The 18,860-nt window shown below is 72.3% G+C and carries 18 protein-coding genes; 17 read left to right on the top strand and 1 reads right to left on the bottom strand.

What is annotated here, in order from left to right; translation table 11 throughout:
- The first annotated feature begins 35 nt into the window (after positions 1-35).
- The 6 genes from ACQUQD_RS08680 (at position 36) to ACQUQD_RS08655 (ending at position 6,820) form a co-directional block, all read left to right on the top strand.
- A complete protein-coding gene (locus ACQUQD_RS08680; RefSeq protein WP_428951446.1) occupies positions 36-1,223 on the top strand; it encodes a cytochrome P450 family protein in 1,188 nt (395 codons plus the stop codon).
- Positions 1,224-1,275: 52 nt separating this feature from the next.
- Positions 1,276-1,404, top strand: coding sequence for a hypothetical protein (locus ACQUQD_RS08675; RefSeq protein ID WP_428951445.1), 129 nt, complete (start codon positions 1,276-1,278; stop codon positions 1,402-1,404).
- Between the two features lie 139 nt (positions 1,405-1,543).
- Positions 1,544-2,377 carry an IclR family transcriptional regulator gene (locus ACQUQD_RS08670; protein WP_428951444.1) on the top strand — a complete coding sequence of 278 codons (834 nt, stop codon included), beginning with the start codon at positions 1,544-1,546 and terminating at the stop codon, positions 2,375-2,377.
- A 148-nt stretch (positions 2,378-2,525) separates the two neighbouring features.
- Positions 2,526-4,208, top strand: a complete 1,683-nt coding sequence (locus ACQUQD_RS08665; protein WP_428951443.1) for an OPT/YSL family transporter — start codon at positions 2,526-2,528, stop codon at positions 4,206-4,208.
- A gap of 55 nt (positions 4,209-4,263) precedes the next feature.
- Complete coding sequence (locus ACQUQD_RS08660; protein ID WP_428951442.1) at positions 4,264-5,331, top strand: hypothetical protein; 1,068 nt, start codon at positions 4,264-4,266, stop codon at positions 5,329-5,331.
- A gap of 220 nt (positions 5,332-5,551) precedes the next feature.
- The gene (locus ACQUQD_RS08655; RefSeq protein ID WP_428951441.1) at positions 5,552-6,820 is read left to right on the top strand and encodes an alpha/beta fold hydrolase; all 1,269 of its coding nucleotides are present in this window, start codon (positions 5,552-5,554) and stop codon (positions 6,818-6,820) included.
- Positions 6,821-6,836: 16 nt separating this feature from the next.
- Here ACQUQD_RS08655 and ACQUQD_RS08650 read toward each other — a convergent pair whose 3' ends face one another.
- The gene (locus tag ACQUQD_RS08650; RefSeq protein WP_428951440.1) at positions 6,837-7,841 is read right to left on the bottom strand and encodes a Gfo/Idh/MocA family protein; all 1,005 of its coding nucleotides are present in this window, start codon (positions 7,839-7,841) and stop codon (positions 6,837-6,839) included.
- Positions 7,842-7,978: 137 nt separating this feature from the next.
- Here ACQUQD_RS08650 and ACQUQD_RS08645 point away from each other — a divergent pair, with 137 nt between their 5' ends.
- The 11 genes from ACQUQD_RS08645 (at position 7,979) to ACQUQD_RS08595 (ending at position 18,859) form a co-directional block, all read left to right on the top strand.
- On the top strand, positions 7,979-8,743 hold the full coding sequence (locus ACQUQD_RS08645; protein WP_428951439.1) for a GntR family transcriptional regulator: 765 nt from the start codon (positions 7,979-7,981) through the stop codon (positions 8,741-8,743).
- 121 nt (positions 8,744-8,864) lie between these two features.
- Positions 8,865-9,869 carry a sugar ABC transporter substrate-binding protein gene (locus tag ACQUQD_RS08640; RefSeq protein ID WP_428951438.1) on the top strand — a complete coding sequence of 335 codons (1,005 nt, stop codon included), beginning with the start codon at positions 8,865-8,867 and terminating at the stop codon, positions 9,867-9,869.
- A gap of 140 nt (positions 9,870-10,009) precedes the next feature.
- The gene (locus tag ACQUQD_RS08635) at positions 10,010-11,014 is read left to right on the top strand and encodes a sugar ABC transporter substrate-binding protein (RefSeq protein WP_428951437.1); all 1,005 of its coding nucleotides are present in this window, start codon (positions 10,010-10,012) and stop codon (positions 11,012-11,014) included.
- Positions 11,011-12,054: an ABC transporter permease gene (locus ACQUQD_RS08630; protein ID WP_428951436.1), complete on the top strand. Its 1,044-nt coding sequence runs from the start codon at positions 11,011-11,013 to the stop codon at positions 12,052-12,054. Before ACQUQD_RS08635 ends, ACQUQD_RS08630 begins: the two co-directional genes overlap by 4 nt.
- Complete coding sequence (locus ACQUQD_RS08625; protein ID WP_428951435.1) at positions 12,021-12,890, top strand: ATP-binding cassette domain-containing protein; 870 nt, start codon at positions 12,021-12,023, stop codon at positions 12,888-12,890. Before ACQUQD_RS08630 ends, ACQUQD_RS08625 begins: the two co-directional genes overlap by 34 nt.
- A gap of 185 nt (positions 12,891-13,075) precedes the next feature.
- Entirely contained in the window at positions 13,076-14,215 is a 1,140-nt protein-coding gene (locus ACQUQD_RS08620; RefSeq protein ID WP_428951434.1) for an ROK family glucokinase, read from the top strand.
- Positions 14,216-14,259: 44 nt separating this feature from the next.
- On the top strand, positions 14,260-14,838 hold the full coding sequence (locus ACQUQD_RS08615) for a sugar kinase (RefSeq protein WP_428951433.1): 579 nt from the start codon (positions 14,260-14,262) through the stop codon (positions 14,836-14,838).
- Between the two features lie 81 nt (positions 14,839-14,919).
- A complete protein-coding gene (locus tag ACQUQD_RS08610) occupies positions 14,920-16,203 on the top strand; it encodes a sulfite oxidase (protein ID WP_428951432.1) in 1,284 nt (427 codons plus the stop codon).
- A 100-nt stretch (positions 16,204-16,303) separates the two neighbouring features.
- A complete protein-coding gene (locus tag ACQUQD_RS08605) occupies positions 16,304-16,720 on the top strand; it encodes a DUF7144 family membrane protein (protein WP_428951431.1) in 417 nt (138 codons plus the stop codon).
- 138 nt (positions 16,721-16,858) lie between these two features.
- Positions 16,859-18,151, top strand: a complete 1,293-nt coding sequence (gene pcaC / locus ACQUQD_RS08600; RefSeq protein WP_428951430.1) for a 4-carboxymuconolactone decarboxylase — start codon at positions 16,859-16,861, stop codon at positions 18,149-18,151.
- 72 nt (positions 18,152-18,223) lie between these two features.
- A complete protein-coding gene (locus ACQUQD_RS08595) occupies positions 18,224-18,859 on the top strand; it encodes an MBL fold metallo-hydrolase (protein WP_428951429.1) in 636 nt (211 codons plus the stop codon).
- Position 18,860 lies beyond the last annotated feature (1 nt).

Raw genomic sequence — 18,860 nt, 5'->3', positions numbered from 1 at the left:
CCGGCGGCCGTGACGAGAGCGGGGGACACACAGCCATGGCAGATCTGAGCGGGACCGTCGACCTCGGCGAATTCGCCGCCGACGCACGGTCGTTCTACGCCGACCCCTATCCCGTGTACGACGCGCTGCGCAGGCACGGTCCCGTGCACCACGTGCGCACGCCGGGCCCCGGGCCCCGCGAGGAGGTCTGGCTGATCGTCGGGCACGAGGCGGCCCGGGCCGCGTTCACCGACCCGCGCCTGGTCAAGTCGCCGCCCTGGGGCTTCGAGGACTCCCTCATCGGGCGGCATCTGCTCTTCGCGGACCCGCCCGAGCACGGCAGGCTGCGCTCCCTCGTCACCCGCGAGTTCACTCCGCGCCGGGTGGCGGAGCTCGCGCCGCGCATCCAGAAGATCACCGACGAGCTGCTCGACGACATGGTGCCGCGCGGCTCGGCCGACCTGATCGCCGCACTCGCCTTCCCGCTGCCCCTCGTCGTCATCTGCGAGCTGCTCGGCGTCCCCGACATCGACCGGGACCGCTTCCGCCGGATGTCGACCCAGGTGGTCGCGCCCACCAGCGCCGACGAGTCGGACGTCTACGTCGAACTGGCCGCGTTCCTCGACGCGTTGATCGAGGACAAGCGCCGCTCGGAGCCCGCCGACGACCTGCTGGGCGCGCTCATCAGGACCACCGCGGAGGACGGCGACCGGCTCTCCCCCTCCGAGCTGCGCGCCATGGCCTTCCTCCTGCTGATCGCCGGCCACGAGACGACGGTGAACCTGATCGGCAACGGCGTCCGTGCCCTGCTCGACCACCCGGACCAGCTCGCGGCCCTGCGCGCCGACATGACGCTCCTGGACGGCGCGGTGGAGGAGATGCTCCGCTACGACGGCCCGGTCGAGACCGCCACCCACCGCTTCGCGGCGGAACCGGTCGAGATCGACGGCCGGGTGATCCCGGCGGGTGCCCCCGTCCTCATCGGCATCGGCTCGGCGGGCCGTGACCCGGACCGCTTCGCCCGCCCGGACGACTTCGACATCCGCCGCGACGCCCGCGGGCACCTGGCGTTCGGCCACGGCATCCACTACTGCGTCGGCGCCCCGCTGGCCCGCATCGAGGGACGGACGGCGATCCGGTCGCTGCTGGAGCGCTGCCCGGACCTGGCCCTGGACGGCGAGCCGGACAGCTGGCTGCCCGGGGTGCTGATGCGCGGGGTCCGGGGACTGCCGGTGCGCTGGTAGCCGCCGACCGTCCCCAGGAGCTCCGATCTCCTACGCCGCGGACAGCGCCCTGATGTTCGCGGCGGGTGCCGCGCTCGGCCCGTCCGTCCGCACGTCCGGCGCACAGCTTCTCCGCGCCGGCCTCGTCGCGCGCCGGCACGCCGCCGCGCAGGGCCCGGTCCGCACCGCCGACCAGCGCTGATCCGCCGTCCGGCGGCGCGTCGCGGACGTGCCGAAGAACACCCTTGACACTCGCACCCCACCGAACTCATAGTTCTCGCCCCTGAGCGCAACGACGTTGCGCTCAGCGCACCGAGCAAGGGTACGGAGAGGAGCGAGCGATGACCGAGGCGACCCGCAGGAACGCCGACGACACCGCGGACGAGGCCGACCGGGACGACACCGCGGACGCCCCGGTTCCACCCCAGCCCGGCGTCCTCCAGGGCGCCGACCGGGCCCTGCTCGCCCTGCTCTCCTTCACCGAGCGCCGCCCGGAGTGGGGCGTGAGCGAGATGGCGCGCCGGCACGGCTGGGACAAGGCCGTCGCCCAGCGCATCCTCACCACGCTCGCCTCCCGCTCCTTCCTGACCTGCGACACCACCACCCGTCGCTACCGGCTCGGCCCCGCCGTCTCCCGGCTGGCCCGCGCCGGTGAGCACAGCGGCGTCCTGCCGTCGCTCGTCCGCCCCATCCTCGCGGGCCTGCTGCGCGAGACCGGCGAGAGCGTCGTCCTGAACGTGCCACAGGGCGCGGGCTACCGATGCGCCGCCGCCGTCGACGGCACCGGACCCGTCCGCTACACCGCGATCATCGGCGCCGTCATGCCCGGCCACGCCGGCGCCTCCGGCCACGCGATCTTCGCCCACTACCCCGAGGCCGAGATCCAGCGCCTGTTCGGAGCCACCCCGCTCCAGCGCTTCAACGACCACACCGTCACCGGACTCGACACCCTGCAGAGCCTGTACGCCGACGTACGCGCCCAGGGGTACAGCGTCAGCCACGGCGAGTACGACGAAGCCGTCGCCGCCGTGTCCGCCCCGGTGTTCCAGGCCGGCTCCGTCGCCGCCTCGCTCACCGTCATCGGCCCCGCGCACCGCATCACCCGCGCCGCCGACCGCATCACCGCACTCGTCCTGGCCGGCGCCGAGGAGGCCACGGCCGCCTTCGGCTCCTGACCCGGCCGGCGCGGCACCGCCCGCCGGACCACCACCGCCCGTACGACGCGCCCCGCACCGCCGTACGCGGCTCGCTGCCGCCTGCCCGCACCAGCCCCGCCCGTCCGCCCGTTCCAGGGGACGAGCCCGCCCACCAAGGGGTGCCCCCGTGTCGCACCACACCTCGCCGTCCGCCACCGAGCCGCCCCCGCCGCGCGACCCGGACCGGACCGCAGCGCCGCCGGGCGCCGGTCACCCGCGCGTGCGCGAACCCGTCGTGTTCGTCGTCCTCGCCGCGCTCTCCGTCGTCGGCGCCGTCATCGGCGCGGACCTCGTCGCCAAGCTCGGGATCTCCGCCAACACCTCGGTCGTCGGCGCCCTGATCGCCATGCTCATCGGACGCATCCCGCTCGGCGCGCTGCGCTCGATGCGCTCCGTCCACCGGCAGAACCTCGCGCAGAGCGCCATCTCCGCCGCCACCTTCGCCTCCGCCAACGCACTGCTCACCTCGATCGCGGTGCCGTACGTGTTCGGGCGCCAGGACCTGGTCTGGCCGATGCTCGCCGGCTCGTTCGCGGGCCTGCTCATCGACACCTGGGTGCTGTACCGGTCCTTCGGCTCGCGGCTGCTGCCCGCCGACGGCGCCTGGCCGCCCGGCACCGCCGCGGCCGAGACCATCAAGGCCGGTGACAAGGGCGGCAAGCGTGCCCTGGTGCTCGGCGCGGGCACCCTCGTCGGCATCGGCGGCACCCTGCTGAGCCTGCCGCTGTCCGCCGCGGGCGTCGCGTTCCTCGGCAACGTCTGGGCCCTGCTGATGTTCGGCGTGGGCCTCGGGCTGCGGGAGTTCGGCCCCGACCTGTTCCACACCGACCTCGGCGCGGGCTACGTCCCGCACGGCGTCATGGTCGGCGCGGGCGTCGTCGCGCTCGGCCAGGCCGTCGTCATGCTGGTCCGCCGCCGCTCGACGGCCGCGCCGGACTCCACCGGGCCCGCGGCCCCCGAGGCGCCGGCCGCCGACCCGACCACCGCGTACACCGTCGACGAGCGGGCCCTGCGCCGCTCCCTCGTCCGCGGCTACGCCCTCTTCGTCGCCGGCGCCGTGCTGCTCGCCGTCCTCGGCGGACTGATCGGCGACATGAGCCCCCTGGGTCTCGTCGGCTGGGTGCTGTTCGCCGCGTTCGCCGCCCTCGTGCACGAGCTCATCGTGGGACTCGCCGCCATGCAGTCCGGCTGGTTCCCGTCCTTCGCCGTCACCCTGATCTTCCTGGTCTTCGGCCTGCTCATCGGCATCCCCTCGGTCCCGCTCGCCCTCCTCGTCGGCTATGTGTCCGCCACCGGGCCCGCCTTCGCCGACATGGGCTACGACCTCAAGGCCGGCTGGCTGCTGCGCCGTGACCACCAGCCCTGGGACCCCTTCGAGCGGGAGGGCCGCCGCGAGCAGTTCCGCGCCGCGCTCATCGGCTTCGCCGCCGCCCTCGTGGTCGTGGCCGTGCTCTGGCAGTCGTACTTCCGCCAGGGCCTCGTCCCGCCGGTCGCCAAGGTCTACGCCGACACCGTCAAGCACGGCCTGGGCGAACCCGGAGTACTGCGCACGCTGCTGCTGTGGGCGATCCCCGGCGCCCTGATCCAGCTGATCGGCGGCACCCGGCGCCAGATGGGCGTGATGCTCGCGACCGGCCTGCTGATCCTCACCCCGCACGCCTGCTTCCTGGTCCTCGCCGCCCTCGCGGTCCGCGTCGGCTACCGCAAGTGGCGCGGCCCGCGCGCCGACGAGGAGCTGAACCTGGTCGGCGCGGGCCTCATCGCGGGCAGTTCGCTCGGCGACTCCGCCCAGATCATCAAGGCGGGCTGACGCTCCGCCTCCTCGAACCACCTCTCCCACCCGCACCCCCGCAAGGAGCACCACCATGGAGATGTTCAGCCGGCTCGAACCCCGGGCCGAGTACCTGAGCTACGAACTCGCCCTCGCCGCCCGCAAGCTGGTCGAGCAGGTGATGCTCGTCAAGCCCGGCGAGCACGTCGTCCTCACCGGCGACACCAGCAGCGACCGGCGCGTCGTCGACGCCACCGCGCAGGCCGTCGCCGCCGCGGGCGCCCACCCCGTCGTCGTCTGGTCCGAGACCATGCCCAGCTCGTCGATGGAGCCGCCGCGTCCCGTCGCCGGCGCCATCGCGGACGCCGACGTGTGGATCGAGTTCGCCGTCTCGTACGTCATGCACTCCGACGCCTTCCGGCGCGCCATGGCAAACGGCTGCCGCTACACCAACCTGACCGCCATGGACGTGCACATGCTCGTCGCGACGGTCGGCCGCCCCGACTTCGAGGGCGTCATCAAGCTCGGCAAGGCGCTGGTCCGCCTCCTGGAGCAGGCCGACGAGGTCCGCATCACCTCCGCCAACGGGACCGACATCACCGGCCGCAACGGCGACCGCCCGATCAACCTGCGCGGCAAGCCCGCCGAGAAGCCCGGCGAGACCGTCATGCTCTCCGGCCAGATCTCCTGGAACCCCCTGGAGGAGACCCAGGACGGCGTCCTCGTCTTCGACGGCGCCCTGTGGCCGCCGGACCAGCTCGGCCTGCTGCGCTCCCCGGTGCGCTGCACCGTCGAGAAGGGCGTCGTGACGAAGATCGACGGCGAGGGCCAGGACGCGGAGATCTTCCGCCGCTGGATGGAGTCCTGGGACGACCCGAACATGTTCCGCGTCGCCCACTGGTCGCTCGGCTTCAACCCGGGCGTGCCCGCGCCGACCGGCCGCATCGTCGAGGACGAGCGCGTCTTCGGCTGCGTGGAGCTCGGCATCGGCACCAAGGGCGCCTGGATCGGCGGCGAGCCGTGGGTCTCGGCCGCCCACACCGACGGCTCGATCCTCGGCCCGTCGATCTACCTCGACGGCGAGTGCATGGAGAAGGACGGCGTGTACGTGCACCCCGAGCTGGTGAAGATCTGCCGCGAACTGGGCGTGGCCGGCTACTGATCCGCTCCGCGGGTCCGAGGGTGACGGTCCTGGCCGGCGGGCGCCGTCGCCGACCGTCGCGCCGTCGTAGCCGGTCGCGCAGTTCCCCGCGCCCCTGAAATGCCAGCATTGCGTGCAGCATTGCCCCGATGAAGGGCGCGGGGAACCACGCGACCGGCCCCCGACCCACCCGCAGCCGGGAACGCACCGCTCACCACCCCTCCGAGGAGCCGACCCCCCCATGACCCCCAGCTACCGCCACAGCGGCCTCGTCTGCACCGACCACACCCTCGACGTCCCCCTGGATCACGCCAGGCCGGACGGCCCGCGGATCAGCGTCTTCGCCCGCGAGGTCGTCGCGGAGGGCATGGAGGGGCGCGAACTGCCCCGCCTGCTCTGGCTCCAGGGCGGCCCGGGCGGCCGCGCCGAGCGCCCCAACGCGGCCGGCGCCTGGCTGCGCCGCGCCCTGCGGGAGTACCGCGTCGTCCTTCTCGACCAGCGCGGCACCGGCCGCTCCACCCCGGCCGACCGCACCACCCTCGCGGGGCACCCGGACCCGGCCCAGTACCTCACGCACTTCCGCGCCGACGCGATCGTCCGTGACGCGGAACTGCTGCGCCGCCGGCTCCAGGGCGACCGCCCCTGGACCGTGCTAGGCCAGAGCTTCGGCGGGTTCAGCACCCTGACCTATCTGAGCCTGGCCCCCGAGGGCCTCGACCGGGCGCTGATCACCGGCGGCCTGCCCACGCTCACCGGTCACGCGGACGACGTCTACCGGGCCGCGTACCGGCGCACGCTCGCCACCAACGCCCGCTACTTCTCCCGCTACCCGGGGGACCGCGCCCTGGCCGAACAGGTGGCGGACCACCTCGCCGAGCACGACGTGCGGATGCCGTCGGGCGAGCGCCTGAGCGTGCGGCGCTTCCAGTCGCTGGGCATCACCTTCGGCACGTCGTCCGGGTTCGACACCCTGCACTACCTCCTGGAGTGCGCGTTCGTCGCGGGCCCGGACGGCCCGGCCCTCTCGGACCCGTTCCTGCGCGGCGTGGACGGCGTGGTCTCGCTCGCGCCGCGGCCCCTCTACGCGGTGCTGCAGGAACCGATCTACGCCCAGGGCGGCCGCGCCACGGCCTGGTCGGCGCACCGGATCAGGTCCGAGTTCCCCGAGTTCGACGCCGACGGGCGCGGCCCGCTGCACTTCACCGGCGAGATGATCTACCCCTGGATGTTCGACGAGGACCCGGCCCTCGCCCCCCTCAAGCCCACGGCGGAGAGCCTCGCCCACCGCACGGACTGGCCCGCCCTGTACGACCTCGACCGGCTCGCCGCCAACGACGTCCCGGTCGCCGCCGCGGTCTACCGCCACGACATGTTCGTCGACCACGACCAGTCCCTGGAGACGGCGTCCCTGGTGCGCGCCCTGCGCCCCTGGGTCAGCGACACGCACCTCCACGACGGCGTGAAGGCGGACCCGGCCGTCCTGGACCGCCTGCTGACCACTGAGCCGTAGGGGGGACCCGGGGCCGTCAGGCCCCGGCCACCTCCGCCACGCGTACGACCCGTCGCTCGGCCCGCGACCTCTCGCACGCCTCCGCGACCCGCAGCGCCCGCAGGGCCTCCCACCCGTCACAGGGGTTCTCCCGCGCGCCCCGGACCACGTCGACGAACGCCTTCAGCTCGGCCTCGTACGCCGGGGCGAACCGCTCCAGGAAACCGGGCCACGGCTTCGCGGCGGCCGGCGGGCCCTCCGGCTCCGTCGAGGTGACCGGCGTCCGGTCGTCGAGGCCCACGACCACGGTGTCCCGTTCGCCGGAGAGCTCCATCCGCACGTCGTACCCGGCGCCGTTGCACCGCGTCGCGGTGGCCGTCGCCAGGGTCCCGTCGTCCAGGGTCAGCACCACCGCCGCCGTGTCGACGTCGCCGGCCTCCCGGAACATCGCGGGACCCGCGTCGGACCCGGCCGCGTACACCTCGACGACCTCCCGCCCCGTCACCCAGCGCAGGATGTCGAAGTCGTGGACGAGGCAGTCCCGGTAGAGGCCGCCGGACAGCGGCAGATACGCGGCCGGGGGCGGCGCCGGATCGGACGTCATCGCCCGGACGGTGTGCAGCCGGCCGAGCCGCCCCTCGCGCACCGCCTCCCGCGCGGCCGTGTACCCGGCGTCGAAGCGCCGCTGGAAGCCGAGCTGGAGGACGGTGCCCGCCGACTCGACCTCGCCCAGCGCGGCCAGCGTCCCGGGCAGGTCGAGCGCGATCGGCTTCTCGCAGAACACCGGCAGACCGGCCCGCGCCGCCCGTCCGATCAGCTCGGCGTGCGCGGCGGTGGCCGCCGTGATCACGAGGGCGTCCACGCCCCAGGTGAAGAGTTCGTCGACGCTCGGCGCCGCGGTCGCCCCGATACGGTCGGCGAGCGCGACGGCCCGCGCGGGCTCGGCATCGGTGACGACGAGCGAGCCGACCTCCCGGTACCGCTCCAGCACACCCGCGTGAAAGGTTCCGATCCGGCCCGTTCCGATGAGTCCGATGCGCATGGACCCAACGTGCCGTTCCGTCCAGATGCTGTCAATCCTTTGTCCTGACAAAGCGACGCAGGTGAGCCACCGTACTTTGTCCGGACAATCGAACTTCAGGACTTCCCGTCAACATTCCCCACCGCTACTCTCGGCCCGTGGCCAAATCCGTAGCCGACCCGACCGTCCAGCTGGAGCTCAGCGTCGACCGCAGCAGCCCGGTCCCGCTGTACTTCCAGCTCTCCCAGCAGCTGGAGGCGGCGATCGAGCGCGGCGCCCTGACCCCCGGCAGCCTGCTCGGCAACGAGATCCAGCTGGCGGGCCGGCTCGGCCTGTCCCGGCCCACCGTCCGCCAGGCCATCCAGTCCCTCGTCGACAAGGGCCTGCTCGTGCGGCGCCGCGGCGTCGGCACCCAGGTCGTGCACAGCCAGGTCAAGCGCCCCCTCGAACTGTCGAGCCTGTACGACGACCTGGAGGCTGCGGGCCAGCGCCCCGAGACCCGGGTCCTCGGCAACACGCTCGTGCCCGCCTCCGCCGAGGTCGCCGCCGCCCTCGCGATCGGGGAGGGCGAGGAGGTGCACCGCGTCGAGCGGCTGCGCCTCGCCCACGGCGAACCCGTCGCCCACCTCTGCAACCACCTGCCCATCGGACTCCTCGCGCTGGACGACGTACGCCTGGAGGCCACCGGCCTCTACCGCCTGATGCGCGCCGCCGGGATCACCCTGCACAGCGCCCGGCAGTCCGTCGGCGCGCGCGCCGCCACCGCCGCCGAGGGCGAGCGGCTGGGCGAGCCGGCCGGCTCGCCGCTGCTGACCATGCAGCGCACGACCTTCGACGACAAGGGCCGCGCGGTCGAGTTCGGCTCACACACGTACCGGGCGTCGCGCTACTCGTTCGAGTTCCAGCTCCTCGTCCGTTCCTGACGGCCCCGGCCGATGCCGTAAGTGGTCCGAATGTTCTGACAAATTCATTGACGCTGGGAAGGCGACCCCGCTACAAACTCCTCCAGCCGCACCGCGCGGCCGGAGGAGAGGTGGCTCCACGATGCGCACGCGTACGACCCGCACAGCTCGCACGGCCGCGGCCCTCGTCGCGATGGTCGCCCTCGCCGCCGGATGCAGCGGATCGGGAGGCAAGGACTCCGAGGCCACGGCGGACGGCGCCCAGGACGGCACGGCGGTCTCCACGCCCCGCCTGAAGATCGCGATGATCACGCACTCCGGTGAGGGCGACACCTTCTGGGACATCGTGCGCAGTGGCGCGAAGCAGGCCGCCGCCAAGGACAACGTCGACTTCCTGTACTCGAACGACAAGGAAGCAAAGGGCCAGGCCGAGCTCGTCCAGGCCGCGATCGACAAGAAGGTCGACGGGATCATCGTCACGCTCGCCAAACCGGAGGCCATGCAGGCGGTGCTCGCCAAGGCGAAGGCCGCGGGCATCCCGGTGGTCTCGATCAACTCGGGCTCCGAGTTCTCGCGGAAGTACGGCGCGCTCAGCCACATCGGCCAGGAGGAGGCCGTGGCCGGCGAGGCGGTCGGCGCCGAGCTGACCGAGGAGGGCCGCAAGAAGACGCTGTGCGTGATCCACGAGCAGGGCAACGTCTCGCTGGAGCAGCGCTGCGCCGGCGTCAAGGAGACCTTCAAGGGCACCGTCGAGAACCTGAACGTCGACGGCACGAACGCCCCCGGCTCGCAGTCCTCCATCGAGGCCAAGCTCCAGGCCGACAAGTCCGTCGACGCGATCGTCGCGCTCGGCGCCCCCATCGCGGCCCTGGCGGTGAAGGCCAAGGGGGACACGGGCAGCAAGGCGGAGATCGCCACCTTCGACCTGAACGCCGAGGTCGTCCGGCGCCTCAAGGCCAAGGAGGTCTCCTTCGCCGTCGACCAGCAGCCGTATCTGCAGGGCTATCTGGCCGTGGACGAACTGTGGCTCCACAAGACCAACGGCAATGTGCTGGGCGGCGGAAAACCCGTGCTCACCGGCCCCGCGCTCGTCACCGGGAAAGACGTGCCCCGGCTGGAGAAGTACACCGCGCGCGGTACCCGGTGAACCGTTGGATGATCCCCGTGACCCATACTTGTGCGTTTGGGACCGCAAAGTGGTCCTCAAGGACCGGTAAACGGTCCGCCGGGGCCGGCTCGCGGCCGGTCCCGGCGTACGACGCAGCAGACCAAGAAGGGCACGGCCTCGTGGCACGGTTTCGGACCTGGGTGAGCATCGCCGTAGCGGGGGCGCTCGGCGTCACGCTCGCCGGATGCAGCAGCACCGGCGGCAAGCGGGCGGAGGACGCCCGGAAGGCCCAGACCGCCCAGGGCAAGGCCGCGGTGAACACCCCGAAGTGGACCTTCGCGATGATCACCCACTCGGGTGATGGGGACACCTTCTGGGACATCGTGCAGGAGGGGGCCAAGCAGGCCGCCCGCAAGGACAACATCAACTTTCTGTACTCGCACAACGACGAGGCCCAGCAGCAGGCGCAGCTCGTCGACGCCGCCGTGGACAAGAAGGTCGACGGCATCATCGTCACGCTCGCCAAGCCGGACGCGATGAAGGCGGCTGTGGCCCGCGCCGAGAAGGCCGGCATCCCCGTCATCACCGTGAACTCGGGCTCCGCGGAGTCCAAGAGATTCGGCGCGCTCACCCACATCGGCCAGGACGAGAAGATCGCGGGCGAGGCCGTCGGCGAGGAGCTCAACAAGCGCGGCAAGAAGAAGGCCCTCTGCATCCTGCACGAGCAGGGCAACGTCGGCCACGAGCAGCGCTGCGCCGGCGCCAAGGAGACCTTCGACGGCACGATGCAGAACCTGTACGTCGAGGGCACCAACATGCCCGACGTGCAGTCCTCCATCGAGGCGAAGCTCCAGTCCGACTCGTCCATCGACGCGGTCGTCACGCTCGGCGCGCCCTTCGCGGCCACGGCCGTGAAGGCCAAGGACGACGCGGGCTCCAAGGCCGAGATCGACACCTTCGACCTGAACGAGAAGGTCGCCCAGGGCCTGCGGGACGACTCGCTCGGCTTCGCCGTCGACCAGCAGCCCTACCTCCAGGGCTACGAGGCCGTGGACCTGCTGTGGCTGTACCGGTACAACGCCAATGTGCTCGGCGGCGGCAAGCCGGTCCTCACCGGCCCGCAGATCGTGACCAAGGACGAGGCCGCCAAGCTGGAGGAATACGCGAAGCGGGGGACACGATGACAGTGACCGCTCCGGAGAAGCAGCTCGACGAGAGGCTGCTGAGAACCTCTCCCTGGAAGAAGCTGCTCGGCCGCCCCGAACTCGGCTCGGTCGTCGGCGCCATCGCCGTCTTCGTCTTCTTCTCGGTCTTCGCCGACAGCTTCCTGCGCGCGACCAGCCTCGCGACCGTGCTGTACGCGGCGTCGACCCTGGGCATCATGGCCGTGCCGGTCGCGCTGCTGATGATCGGCGGCGAGTTCGACCTGTCGGCGGGCGTCCTCGTGACGTCGTCGGCGCTGGTCTCGTCGATGTTCAGCTACCAGATGACGGCGAACACCTGGGTCGGCGTGGGAGTGTCCCTCCTGGTCACCCTCGCCATCGGCGTCTTCAACGGCGTCATGCTGACCCGTACCAAACTGCCCAGCTTCATCATCACGCTGGGCACGTTCCTGATGCTGACCGGCATGAACCTCGGCTTCACCAAGCTGATCAGCGGCACCGTCTCCACGAAGTCGATCTCCGACATGGAGGGCTTCTCCTCCGCGAAGGCGCTCTTCGCCTCGACGTTCACCATCGGCGGCGTCGACTTCAAGATCACCATCGTCTGGTGGCTCGCCCTGATCCTGGTAGCGACCTGGATCCTGCTGCGTACCCGCGTCGGCAACTGGATCTTCGCGGTCGGCGGTGACGTGGACGCGGCCCGCGCGGTCGGCGTCCCGGTCAACAAGACCAAGATCGGCCTGTACGCGGGTGTCGCGTTCGGCGCCTGGATCTCGGGCCAGCACCTGCTCTTCTCGTACGACGTCGTGCAGTCCGGCGAAGGCGTCGGCAACGAGCTGATCTACATCGTCGCGGCCGTCATCGGCGGCTGTCTGATCACCGGCGGCTACGGTTCGGCGGTCGGCGCGGCCATCGGCGCGCTGATCTTCGGCATGACCAGCAAGGGCATCGTGTTCGCCGAGTGGAACTCGGACTGGTTCAAGTTCTTCCTCGGGGCGATGCTGCTCCTCGCGACCCTGCTCAACGCATGGGTCCGCAAGCGCGCGGAGGCGATCAAGTGACGACCACCGGGGAACGTACCCCGCTCGTCGAGCTCGACGGCGTCAGCAAGTACTACGGCAACATCCGCGCGCTCGAGGAGGTCTCCCTCGTCGTGCACCCGGGCGAGATCACCTGTGTCCTCGGTGACAACGGCGCCGGCAAGTCCACCCTCATCAAGATCATCGCGGGTCTGCACCGGCACGACACGGGCTCCTTCTCGATCGAGGGCGAACCGGCGCGGCTGGCCAACCCGCGCGAGGCCCTGGACCGCGGCATCGCCACGGTCTACCAGGACCTCGCCGTCGTCCCGCTGATGCCGGTCTGGCGCAACTTCTTCCTCGGCTCCGAGCCGACGAAGGGCAAGGGCCCCTTCACGCGCATGGACGTCGACCTCATGCGCCGCACGACCCGCGAGGAACTGCTGCGCATGGGCATCGACCTGCGCGACGTCGACCAGCCCATCGGCACGCTCTCCGGCGGTGAGCGCCAGTGCGTCGCCATCGCCCGCGCCGTCTACTTCGGCGCCAAGGTCCTGGTCCTCGACGAGCCGACGGCCGCGCTCGGCGTCAAGCAGTCGGGCGTCGTCCTCAAGTACGTCGCGGCGGCGCGTGACGCGGGTCTCGGCGTGGTCCTGATCACGCACAACCCGCACCACGCCTACCTGGTCGGCGACCGGTTCATCCTGCTCAAGCGCGGGGCCATGTTCGGCAGCCACACCCGCGAGGAGATCACCCTCGACGAGCTGACCCGGCAGATGGCGGGCGGCAGCGAGCTCGATGACCTCCGTCATGAGCTGGAGCGGGCGCCGGTGCCGACACATCTGGGCGGGCACGCGTCGGACGGGGCCGAGAAGTAACGCCCCCTCGCCGTAGGGCGGGGGCCGCCTCATCGGCGGGTGCGGGCCGGTGGGGCTTCCCCCACGCGGCCGTACCCGCCCGCGTGATCCCCACCACCCCGCCTCCTGGACGCACCCGGAAACGACCCCGCCGCACCGGAAACCCGGCATGCGGCGGAGCCACGCCGTGAGGCAGAATCGCCGCAATGAGCACCTACCGCGACCTCGCCCACCGGGGCAGCGCCCGGGCCACCGTCCTGCGAACCGTCGGCACCCGGGAGCGCCGCTCGCACCTGACCGCGCCCCGGGTCCCCACCGTCGGCATCGACATCGGGGGCACCAAGGTGATGGCCGGTGTCGTCGACGCGGACGGCGTCATCCTGGAGACGGTGCGCACGGAGACCCCGGACAAGTCGAAGAGCCCCAAGGTCGTCGAGGACACCATCACGGAGCTGGTCCTCGACCTGTCCGACCGGCACGACGTGCACGCGGTCGGCATCGGCGCGGCCGGCTGGGTCGACGCGGACCGCAACCGCGTGCTGTTCGCCCCGCACCTGTCCTGGCGCAACGAGCCGCTGCGCGACCGGCTGGCGGGCCGCCTCTCCGTCCCGGTGCTGGTCGACAACGACGCGAACACCGCCGCCTGGGCCGAGTGGCGGTTCGGCGCCGGCCGCGGCGAGGACCACCTCGTCATGATCACGCTGGGCACCGGTATCGGCGGCGCGATCCTGGAGGACGGCCAGGTCAAGCGCGGCAAGTTCGGCGTCGCCGGCGAGTTCGGCCATATGCAGGTCGTGCCCGGCGGGCACCGCTGCCCGTGCGGCAACCGCGGCTGCTGGGAGCAGTACAGCTCCGGCAACGCGCTGGTCCGCGAGGCCCGCGAGCTCGCCGCCGCCGACTCCCCGGTCGCGTACAACATCATCGAGCGGGTCAAGGGCCACGTGCCCGACATCACCGGGCCCCTCATCACGGAGCTGGCCCGCGAGGGCGACGCCATGTGCGTCGAGCTGCTCCAGGACATCGGCCAGTGGCTCGGCGTCGGCATCGCCAACCTCGCGGCCGCCCTCGACCCGTCCTGCTTCGTCATCGGCGGGGGAGTGTCCGCCGCCGACGACCTCCTCATCGGCCCCGCCCGCGACGCGTTCAAGCGGCATCTCACCGGCCGCGGCTACCGCCCCGAGGCCCGCATCGCCCGCGCCCAGCTCGGCCCCGAGGCCGGCATGGTCGGCGCCGCGGACCTGGCCCGCCTGGTCGCCCGCCGCTTCCGGCGCGCCAAGCGCCGCCGCGTGGAGCGGTACGAGCGGTACGAGCGGTACACCCGCACGCGCAGCGGCGCCGAGGGCTAGGGCCTGTCCGGCCAGGCCACAGAACAGCGACAGGAATGCCAGCAATGACGACCGTGCCCCGCCAGCCCTCGTCCCCGGACGACGAGCCGCGCCCGGGCGAGGACCGCGGCCGGATGATCCGCCGCCGCGCCCTCACCCTCCTGACCATCGTGCTGCTCATCGGGATCCCCGCCGGATACCTGGTGATCTCCGCGAACCAGAGCCGCAACAGCGGCAAGGACAAGGAGGCCAAGTACTCGGCGACCGGCCTCACCATCGGCTGGCCGTCCAAGGTGCAGCGCCGCCTCTACCAGATCCCGATCCCGTCGTACTCCCGCTCCGTCGCCTACTACGAGACGAACAACTACAAGGTCAGCCGCCTGTACGCGCAGTTCCTCACCGACAACGACGGCCTGGACGCGTTCCTGGCGAGGATCGACAGCGATCCGGCCGACCTCAAGAAGGACGACTTCGCGATCGGCGCCCGTGACCGGCACGTCGCCGGCTGGGACTTCACGGGCCCCGGCCCCTGGTACGGACTGACCCACACCCAGCGGGAGCCGTCCCCCACCCAGAGCGTCGTGGTGAACCGCTCCAACCCCGACCACCCCATGGTGTACGTCGTCTCGACCACGCACCCCTGACGCGCCCGGTGATGTGAACAGCGCATTGCGGTAAGGGAGTTGCTCTGGGCCGCGGCGCCGCGGCCTTCCTACACTCGCCGCGTGACGACACCGACCGACGCACCTGACACAGCAGTCGACGAGGCCGCCTACGACCGGCGCCGGCTGCGCCAGTGGGTGACGGGCCGGGCCCGCGCCGACGGAGTGGCCCGCCGCGACCTGCTGAGACTGCTCGCCGCCGCGGGTCTGGCGACGGGCCTGCCGGCGGCCCTTGCGGCCGCGGCGCGCGCGGCGACCCCGGCCGCGCCCGGCATCGTCAAGCCGCTCCCCGAGGAGTGGTTCACGGTGCGCGGCACGAACGCGGAGACGAACTTCGCGTCCCTCGCGGCCACCGGCCACCACACCCCCGTCTCCCACTTCTTCGTGCGCAACCACACCTCCACGCCCCAACTGGACGCGAAGAAGTGGGAGTTGAGTGTCTGGGGCAGCGGGCTCGCCGGCCCGGGGCGGACGTTCACCCTCGCCGACCTCAAGCGCCTGCCCGCCGTGACCCGCTCCTCCTTCATCGAGTGCGCGGGCAACGGCCGCAGCTTCTACACCAGCCAGCAGGGCCAGAAGGCCGAGGGCACCGCCTGGACCCTGGGCGCGATCGGCTCGGCCCGCTGGCGCGGCGCGCGGCTCGCCGACGTCCTGCGTCTGGCGGGCATCCGGCGCGACGCGGTCGACGTCCTGCCGGGCGGGCTCGACCCGGACTACGTCACGGCGGACGGCACGAACCTGGGCCGCGTACGCCGCCCCCTGCCCGTGACGAAGGCCCTCGACGACGTGATCCTCGCCTACGAGATGAACGGCGAACCCCTCCCGCCGGACCACGGCGCCCCGGTCCGCGTCGTCGCCCCGTCCTGGATCGGCATCGCCTCGATCAAGTGGGTGGGCGACATCGAGGTGTCGCGCGAACCCCTCTACTCGCCCTGGAACACGGACTTCTACCGCCTGTTCGGCGACGCGTACCCGGCCGGCGGCAGCGCCCCGCTCACCCGCCAGACCCTGAAGTCCGCCTTCGAGCTCCCCTGGAACGCGCGCGTCACCGCGGACACCGGACACCATCTGACGGGCCGCTCCTGGTCCGGTGCGGGCGCCATCGCCCGCGTCGAGATCAGCACGGACGGGGGCGGCACCTGGCACCGCGCCCGCCTCCACGACACCCCGCGCCGCGCCGACTGGGTCCGCTGGTCCACGCACTGGCGCCCGACGGCCAGGGGCCCGGTGGAGCTCCGGGCGCGCGCCACCGACACGACGGGCCGCACACAGCCGGAGACGACGGTGCACAACACCCAGGGCTATCTCTTCGACGCGGTGGTGCGGCACGCGGTCACCGTCGTCTGACGCCCCGCCCCGCGGCGCGGCGGCAACGACCTGTTCGCGCGGGGACGTGCCGCCGTCGCGGTGGGACGATGGCAGGACCGAACTGCCTCAGGGGGTGGCCATGCCGGAAAGCCGTGGTGGAACGCTGCGGGGCACGACCGGGCACCGGGACACCGATCCGGTCACCGGCCCGCCCATGTTCGCCGGCCTGCTCCTGGAGCTGAGCGGGTCGCTGAGCTTCGTCATGGGCGTCGCCGGCATCGCGGGCGACACCATCTTCCACGCGTCCCGGTACGTCTACCGGTTCGACCTGACGGCCTGGGGCTGGATCCACACCGTGCTCGGCCTCGCGCTGATGGTCGTGGGACTGGCGGTGCTCCTCGGCAAGAGCTGGGCCAGGGCGGCCGGACTGGCCCTGGGCGCGGTGAGCCTGGTCGGCCAGTTCCTGTTCCTCCCGTACTACCCCCTGTGGTCGATCAGCGTGATGACGCTCGACCTCGTCGCCATCTGGGTGCTGAGCAGGTACAGCCTGTCGTAGCGGCGCCGGCGACGGACCAGGACGGGACGCCGGGACCGGACGTGGAGGATCTGCGTCCGGTGATGGAACCTTGGGGAGGTTTGGCGATCGTGGTGACCCGCGTCCGTGAGGAATGAGGAGATGTGGGAGCGTGAGCGGGTGAGCAAGACGACGATCGCACCTTTGCAATACCGCTTTGACGGGCCGGACGACGCCCCGGTCCTGATCCTGGGACCGTCCCTCGGCACCACCTGGCACATGTGGGACCGGCAGATACCCGAGCTGGCCCGGCAGTGGCGGGTGTTCCGCTTCGACCTTCCCGGGCACGGCGGCGCCCCCGCCCACCCGCTCGGTTCCGTCGCCGAGCTCGCGGACGCGCTGCTCGCCACCCTCGACGAGCTGGGCGTGCAGCGCTTCGGCTACGCGGGCTGCTCACTGGGCGGCGCGATCGGCGCGGAACTGGCCCTGCGCCACCCGCAGCGCGTCGCCTCCCTCGCCCTGATAGCGGCCTCGCCGCGCTTCGGCACGGCCGACGAGTTCCGCCAGCGCGGCGTCATCGTGCGCAGCAACGGCCTGGACCCCATCGCGCGTACCTCACCCGAGCGCTGGTTCACCTCCGGGTTCGCCGCCGCACAGCCGGCGATCACGGACTGGGCCGTCCAGATGGTCCGCACCACGGACCCCGGCTGCTACATCGCGGCCTGCGAGGCGCTGGCCGCCTTCGACATCCGCGCGGAACTGGGCGCCATCGGTGTCCCGACGCTCGTCCTGGTCGGCTCCGAGGACCAGGTCACGGGCCCGGCGCAGGCCCGCACCCTCGTCGCCGGCATCCCGGACGCCCGCCTCGCGGTCGTCCCCGGCGCCTCCCACCTGGCCCCGGTCGAGCAGCCCGCGGCCGTCACCGACCTCCTCGTACGCCACTTCTCCACGGCCTGGCTGCCCGCGTACGACACCGGCCAGCACGCCATTCCGGCCGCCCCGGTCAAGCCGGTCCTCGCCCCGCCGCCCCCGCCGATCGCCCCCGTCGCGGAGATCGCCCCGGCCGCCGCGCAGCCCGAGGCGGCCGTCCGCCCCGACCCGCACGACGCGGGCCTGAAGGTGCGCCGCGAGGTGCTGGGCGACGCGCACGTGGACCGCGCCCTGGCCACGGCCGACGACTTCTCCGGCGACTTCCAGGAATTCATCACGCGCTACGCCTGGGGCGAGATCTGGAACCGTCCCGGCCTCGACCGCCGGATGCGCTCCGGCGTGACGCTGACGGCGCTGGTGGCGGGCGGCCACCTCGACGAACTGGCCTTCCACACGCGCGCGGCCCTGCGCAACGGCCTGACGGCCGACGAGATCAAGGAGATCCTGCTCCAGGCGGCCGTCTACTGCGGGGTCCCCGCGGCCAATTCCGCCTTCAAGGTGGCCCAGCAGGTCATCCGCGAGGAGACGACCCCGCAGGAGTGACCGTCAGCCGGGTGCCCGGAGCACCGGTCTCCGGTTGCCCGGACCCCGCCCGGCGGGAGCAGGATGGGAAGCATGAAGCTCACGAAGAAGTTCCACTCCTGCGTCCGCCTGGAGAAGGACGGGCAGGCCCTGGTCATCGATCCGGGCGGCTTCGGCGAAGAGGACGCGGCCGTCGGCGCCGACGCGATCCTGGTGACGCACGAGCACCCCGACCACTTCGACGAGGCACGACTGCGCGCCGGGATGGAAGCCAATCCCGGCGCGCACATCTGGACCCTGAACGCGGTCGCGGAGCAGATCGCCGCGGCGTTCCCCGGCCGTGTCCACACGGTCGGGCACGGCGACACGTTCACCGCGGCCGGATTCGACGTCCAGGTCCACGGCGAGCTGCACGCCGTCATCCACCCGGACATCCCGCGCATCACGAACGTCGGCTATCTCGTCGACGCCGGCACGCTCTTCCACCCCGGCGACGCCCTGACCGTCCCCGACCACCCGGTCGAGACGCTGATGCTCCCGGTCATGGCGCCCTGGAGCAAGATCTCCGAGGTCATCGACTACGTGCGCGAGGTCAAGCCGCGTCGCGCCTACGACATCCACGACGCGCTGCTGACCGACCTGGCCCGGCCGATCTACGACCGGCAGATCGGCGAGCTGGGCGGCGCGGAGCACCTGCGGCTGACGCCGGGGGCCTCCGCGCAGGTCTGAA

The organism is Streptomyces sp. cg35 (assembly GCF_050410835.1).
Classification (GTDB): domain Bacteria; phylum Actinomycetota; class Actinomycetes; order Streptomycetales; family Streptomycetaceae; genus Streptomyces.
The sequence above is the reverse complement of the archived record's forward strand: the minus strand, read 5'-3'. Positions and strand labels throughout refer to the sequence as shown.

Bases quoted from the DNA above. Each gene is read 5' to 3' on its own strand.
- ACQUQD_RS08680 (WP_428951446.1), top strand. From the start codon at position 36: ATGGCAGATCTGAGCGGGACCGTCGACCTCGGCGAATTCGCCGCCGAC.
- ACQUQD_RS08675 (WP_428951445.1), top strand. From the start codon at position 1,276: ATGTTCGCGGCGGGTGCCGCGCTCGGCCCGTCCGTCCGCACGTCCGGC.
- ACQUQD_RS08670 (WP_428951444.1), top strand. From the start codon at position 1,544: ATGACCGAGGCGACCCGCAGGAACGCCGACGACACCGCGGACGAGGCC.
- ACQUQD_RS08660 (WP_428951442.1), top strand. From the start codon at position 4,264: ATGGAGATGTTCAGCCGGCTCGAACCCCGGGCCGAGTACCTGAGCTAC.
- ACQUQD_RS08655 (WP_428951441.1), top strand. From the start codon at position 5,552: ATGACCCCCAGCTACCGCCACAGCGGCCTCGTCTGCACCGACCACACC.
- ACQUQD_RS08650 (WP_428951440.1), bottom strand. From the start codon at position 7,841: ATGCGCATCGGACTCATCGGAACGGGCCGGATCGGAACCTTTCACGCG.
- ACQUQD_RS08640 (WP_428951438.1), top strand. From the start codon at position 8,865: ATGCGCACGCGTACGACCCGCACAGCTCGCACGGCCGCGGCCCTCGTC.
- ACQUQD_RS08630 (WP_428951436.1), top strand. From the start codon at position 11,011: ATGACAGTGACCGCTCCGGAGAAGCAGCTCGACGAGAGGCTGCTGAGA.
- ACQUQD_RS08625 (WP_428951435.1), top strand. From the start codon at position 12,021: ATGGGTCCGCAAGCGCGCGGAGGCGATCAAGTGACGACCACCGGGGAA.
- ACQUQD_RS08620 (WP_428951434.1), top strand. From the start codon at position 13,076: ATGAGCACCTACCGCGACCTCGCCCACCGGGGCAGCGCCCGGGCCACC.
- ACQUQD_RS08615 (WP_428951433.1), top strand. From the start codon at position 14,260: ATGACGACCGTGCCCCGCCAGCCCTCGTCCCCGGACGACGAGCCGCGC.
- ACQUQD_RS08605 (WP_428951431.1), top strand. From the start codon at position 16,304: ATGCCGGAAAGCCGTGGTGGAACGCTGCGGGGCACGACCGGGCACCGG.
- ACQUQD_RS08595 (WP_428951429.1), top strand. From the start codon at position 18,224: ATGAAGCTCACGAAGAAGTTCCACTCCTGCGTCCGCCTGGAGAAGGAC.